Genomic DNA, 5,288 nt, shown 5'->3' with positions numbered 1-5,288 from the left:
GGTACCAATGCGGCAATTTCTGATTATGATGATACAAAACCATCTTTATGGCAAAGTCAGGAAAATAAAAATAAAACAGTTGCTTTATGGAGAAAGTTAGCTGAAAGATATAAAGATGAGCCGTGGATTGGTGGTTATGATTTATTGAATGAAGTAAATGGAGATCACGTAACAGGTGTTCAATTAAAACAATTTTATATAGAAATTACCAATACAATACGCGAGGTAGATACAAATCACATCCTGTTTATAGAAGGGCACGATTGGGCAAATAATTTTACAGGAATAACTCCTACATGGGACGATAATATGGTTTATAGTTTCCATAAATATTGGAGTAAAAATGATACAGGTTCTATACAATGGGTGTTAGATTTGCGGGAACAACAAAATGTACCATTGTGGATGGGTGAAGCTGGTGAAAACTCAAATGTGTGGTTTACAGAAGCGATATCACTTTTTGAGGATAATAATATTGGTTGGTCTTGGTGGCCAATGAAAAGAGTGGAAACTATTGTTGGTCCATATTCTATAAAATTTACAGAGGGATATAAAAATATACTTGAGTATTGGAAAGGAAATGGATCTAAGCCTTCAGTGAATGAAGCTTATGCCGCTATTATGGAATTGGCAAACAATACCAATAGTGTAAATTGCAATTTTCAAAAAGATGTGCCTGATGCTATGATAAGACAAGTTGCAACAGATGCAACAATTCCATATAGTAATCATACAATTCCTGGAATTATTTATATGTCTGATTTTGATTTAGGGAAAAATGGTTATGCTTATTTTGATCAAGATTATGCAAATTATGCGCAATCTACTGGCTCATTTCAAGCTTGGAATGATGGTTGGGTTTATAGAAACGATGCAATAGACATTCAAACAAGCACGGACAATGTAAATAACAATGGCTATCAAGTGGGCTTTGTAAAAAAAGACGAATGGATGAACTATACAGTTACCATAAATGAAACGGGAACATATAAAGCAGGTGTTCGTTTAGCAGCCCAAAGTAATGGAGGTGAGTTTCATTTAGCACTTGATGGTCAGGAGATAACAACAACTCAATTTGTAAATGCAACTGGAGGTTGGGAAGCTTTCAAAACTTTTGAAGTAAATGACATTTTATTAGAACAAGGGACACACGTATTAACTTTTAGATTTGATTCGGAAGGTGAATTTAACTTAAGCAGTATAGAATTTACAAAAACAGGAGACATTTCATCAGCTGATTTTAAGGCTTTAAACGGACATACTGTTACTAATAATTCAGTAGCACTTGTGGTCAATCAATCGCTGTTAGAATCGTCATTAAATAGTTCGAAAGACTTTTTTAAACTAATAGTTAATGGAATTGAAGAATCTATAGCTTCTATTGCGTTTGATTTAAATAATAACAGAAGTATTATTATCAATACAAATAAAACGTTAGTTTATACTGACGCTATTAAAGTGAGTTATAATGGATCTGTAATTTTGTCTGGTACAGGAAAATTATTAAACACATTTTCAGATATAGAAATTAGAAATACACTTGAATCACTGTTTATTTTACCTGGAAAAATAGAAGTTGAAGATTTCATTGAAATGGAAGGATTGGGTGTTGAAAATACAACAGATGAAGGAGGAGGTAAAAATATTGGATACACTGATGGAGGAGATTTTGCTGATTATATAATTTATGCTGCAATAGATGCAAGTTATAAGGTGGATTTAAGATTTGCGGGTTTTGATGTTGGTGAAATTGGCTTGTATTTGGTTGATGACAATGGAACAGAGAATGAATTGTTAAAAATAAATACACCTCAAACAAGTGGGTGGCAGACTTGGCAAACAGTTTCAGGGAATTTAAATATACCTGCAGGAATTAATAGATTGCGTTTAAAAATTTTAAAAGGCGGATTTAATATGAACTGGATGCTGTTTGAACAATTAGCTGTGAACAATGATTTAGATGGAGATGGAATTTTAAATGAAAATGATGATTGTCCAAACACAGCAACGGGCGCTGTAGTTGACGCTAATGGTTGTGCAATATTTTCGTTACCAGCAAATAATTTCGGTATTAAAGTTATAGGAGAATCCTGCCCTGGAGAAGAAAATGGGAAAATCGAAATTACGACTGTTGAAACCAATAATTACCAATTAAATTTAAATGGAATTAAGAGATCTTTTACAACAGGAATATCACTTTCCCCTTTAAAGCCGGGGATTTATACATTATGTTTTACTGTTGAAGACGAAACATATGAACAATGTTTTACTTTAGAAGTTTTAAAAGGATTTGAATTTAAAGCAAAATCAAGTGTTTCTGGTAGAAAAGCAATTATAGAGATTGAAAAAGGTACCGCTCCATATCAAGTTTTCTTAAACGGATTTAAAGTTTTTGAAACAATGTCAAATTCATTTGAAATTGATGTAAAACAAAGTGATTTATTAGAAGTGAAATCGGCAAAATTATGTGAAGGATCTTATAAAAAACGCTTGGTTTTATTCGATGAAGTTGTCGCATATCCTAACCCTACAAAAGGTCAGTTTGAAATAGCTATTCCTAATTCTAGTAAGTTAACAATAATAGAAGTTTATAATATGTTGGGTCAATTGGTATTAGAAAAAACGGAGGGAATAAACTCAACAAAAACAAAGATAAATCTTTCAGGAAAACCAAATGGAGTTTATTTTATAAAAGTAAATGCTGAGGACACAAAAACATTAAAATTAATTAAAGAGTAAAGATTTTTAAAATGAAAAAAATATTGTATTTAGTTATTGTATTAGGTGTTAGTTTAAGTTCATGTGGAGGTTCTGGAGGAGATGATGGACCAACACCAGAACCAGTAAATACGAAACCTAGTAATCCATTAAATTCAAAACCAATAAATAATTTGCTTTGTATTGATAATTCGGTAATGTTTGAATGGAGTGCTTCTACGGATGCTGAAGGTGATGCTATCAAGTATCAATTACAGATAGCCACGGACAATCAATTTTTAGAAAATGTTGAAACAAGAGATAATTTGAGTGCTACCAGCGTACAAATATCTTTAGAAAGAGGTATTGCTTATTATTGGAGAGTGAAAGCTATTGATAGTAAAAACGCTTCAAGTGATTACTCAAGCAGTTTTCAATTTTATACAGAAGGTGATGGAAAGTCAAACTATGTTCCTTTTTTACCGAGTATTGTTGCTCCAACTTTAAATGAAATTGTTCAAACAAATTCAGTTAAATTAGAATGGACAGCAAGTGATACGGATGGAGACCTTTTACTATTTGATGTTTATTTTGGAACAAATAATCCGCCAACATCAAAAGCGGCTGAGAATATAAGTGAACCTAATGTAACAGTTGATTTAGCTACTTCAACAAATTATTATTGGAAAGTAGTGGTAAAAGATGACAAAGGTGGTTCAGCAATAGGTCAAATTTGGAATTTTAAATCAGACTAACTAAAATTATTATTAAAATGGATAAGGCAAAAACAATTTATTACTATCTGTTAAGTGGCTTGATAATAGGAGCAAGTTTAGTATCGTGTAAATCAAAAGATAAAAAAGATGATTCAAATATAACTGCAGTATCTAATGTTTGGAAAGTAGATTTCTTTGATGATTTTGATACTTTTAATCCGGAAAATTGGCAGGACCAAAGAATTTGGGTTAATAATGAAAAGCAACGTTATGTTCCTGATAACGAGTATGGTACTAGGGAAGTAAGTAATGGCACATTAAAGTTAAAGGTTATTAATATTGGTGAGAAAAGTGCCAGTGATAATTTTGATAAACATGGGAATCAACAGCCAGATACTGAATATGTTGCTGGTAGAATTGCATCAAAAAATAGAAAAGAGTTTATAAAAGGGAAATGGACCGCAAGATTAAAACTGTGGGGAAGTGGAGAACCTAGTATGTTTCCCGCTTGGTGGCTACTAGGAGCACAAAATAATGAACCTCCTGTACAAGAAGCTAATGAAAATGTCTGCTGGCCATTAACTGGATCTGGTGAGATTGATATTTTTGAACATCATGGAGATCATGAAAAGAACCAATTTACAACTGGCGCCATAAAAAGTTTAGGTGAGTGTGATAAAGGAGATTGGTGGAGTTTACGCAAAGGTATAGAAACAAATTTAGAAGAATATCACGAATTCTCGGTAGAATGGGAAGGAAGTGACTTAGTGTACCGTGTAGATAATAGAGAAGTGTATCGTAATGTTGGGCAAGGTGATAAATATCCAGAACCGATGTTTGCTATTTTAAATTATGCCAAAATTACTGACTCACCAATGCAAGGTGAATGGGTTATGGAAGTGGATTGGGTAAAACACGAATATCAAGAATAATTATGAGTAATATTTTTGAAATATAAACCATTTAATAAAACTTTTGAATAGTGTAATAGGACACTAATTCTAAAAGAATAGAAGTTTAATAAAAACTCAGGATTGAATTCAATCCTGAGTTTTTTGTTTTTATTAATTTAAAATTCATTAATAATTTTCCCCCTAAATAGAAACAAATTCTTCATCTACGATACTAATTTTATATCTAAATAAAGAAAAAACAGGAAATTCAGCATGATTTTTTTAGTCTTTATTATGTTTTATGCACCAACCACTTTTTTAAAAAAGTTTACAGCTATTACTATACCCTTATAATTATCTTTAGCTCGTCTATTTTAAATTAAGGGATTCTTGATGTATTAAAGAGTACTACCAATGCTTTGTTTTACATTCCTTTATGTTTTTTAGAATATTGCTGCGTAATATCACTTAGAACACCTATTAAGAATAAAAAATCACTTCTAATAATACATTCTTGCTAAAAGCCCTTTTTCAAGCAATCCTATTAGAGCCTTAAGTATTTTAAACTATACCTCTTAGCTAAATCAATACTTTTTTTAGGAAACTAGTGAATAAAAAAGTTTATTGCATTATGTAATCTTTAATTGTTTGTTAAGTAGTATTGGACATCCAGATTTTATTCGTTCAATTTATGATTTCCAGAGCCTTAAATCTCTCAATCCATTGCCTAGTCTACTAAATTTTTCAGTATATAATTAATTAAAAAATAACCCTAGATTTTAAAAAGAGTCTTGTTGTATGTATTTTAAAGATTTTAGCACTGCTACAATAAAAAAAAATACCTCAACATTACCACAACATTTGGCTTACTATAACCTTGGAGTGAAAAATATTAACTTTTTATTAAGACTATTAATTTAATTTTAAACACCTGTATTTTCTCTTATTTTATACAATATAGATGCTATTTTAATCATAAAAT

The 5,288-nt window shown here is 31.1% G+C and carries 3 protein-coding genes; all 3 read left to right on the top strand.

The annotated features are described in order from the left end of the window. The coding region (locus AB1Z17_RS05845; RefSeq protein WP_368050859.1) for a carbohydrate-binding protein at positions 1-2,739 on the top strand (2,739 nt) is incomplete at its 5' end. 11 nt (positions 2,740-2,750) lie between these two features. Next, on the top strand, positions 2,751-3,452 hold the full coding sequence (locus AB1Z17_RS05840) for a hypothetical protein (RefSeq protein ID WP_368050858.1): 702 nt from the start codon (positions 2,751-2,753) through the stop codon (positions 3,450-3,452). A 17-nt stretch (positions 3,453-3,469) separates the two neighbouring features. Then, positions 3,470-4,345 carry a family 16 glycosylhydrolase gene (locus AB1Z17_RS05835; RefSeq protein ID WP_368050857.1) on the top strand — a complete coding sequence of 292 codons (876 nt, stop codon included), beginning with the start codon at positions 3,470-3,472 and terminating at the stop codon, positions 4,343-4,345. The last annotated feature ends 943 nt before the right edge of the window (positions 4,346-5,288 follow it).

The organism is Lutibacter sp. (genome assembly GCF_040883305.1).
In the GTDB taxonomy this organism is placed as follows: Bacteria; Bacteroidota; Bacteroidia; order Flavobacteriales; family Flavobacteriaceae; genus Lutibacter.
This window is presented reverse-complemented; position numbering and strand designations above follow the sequence as displayed.

Coding starts and splice junctions, on each gene's coding strand:
- AB1Z17_RS05840 (WP_368050858.1), top strand. CDS start 2,751: ATGAAAAAAATATTGTATTTAGTTATTGTATTAGGTGTTAGTTTAAGT.
- AB1Z17_RS05835 (WP_368050857.1), top strand. CDS start 3,470: ATGGATAAGGCAAAAACAATTTATTACTATCTGTTAAGTGGCTTGATA.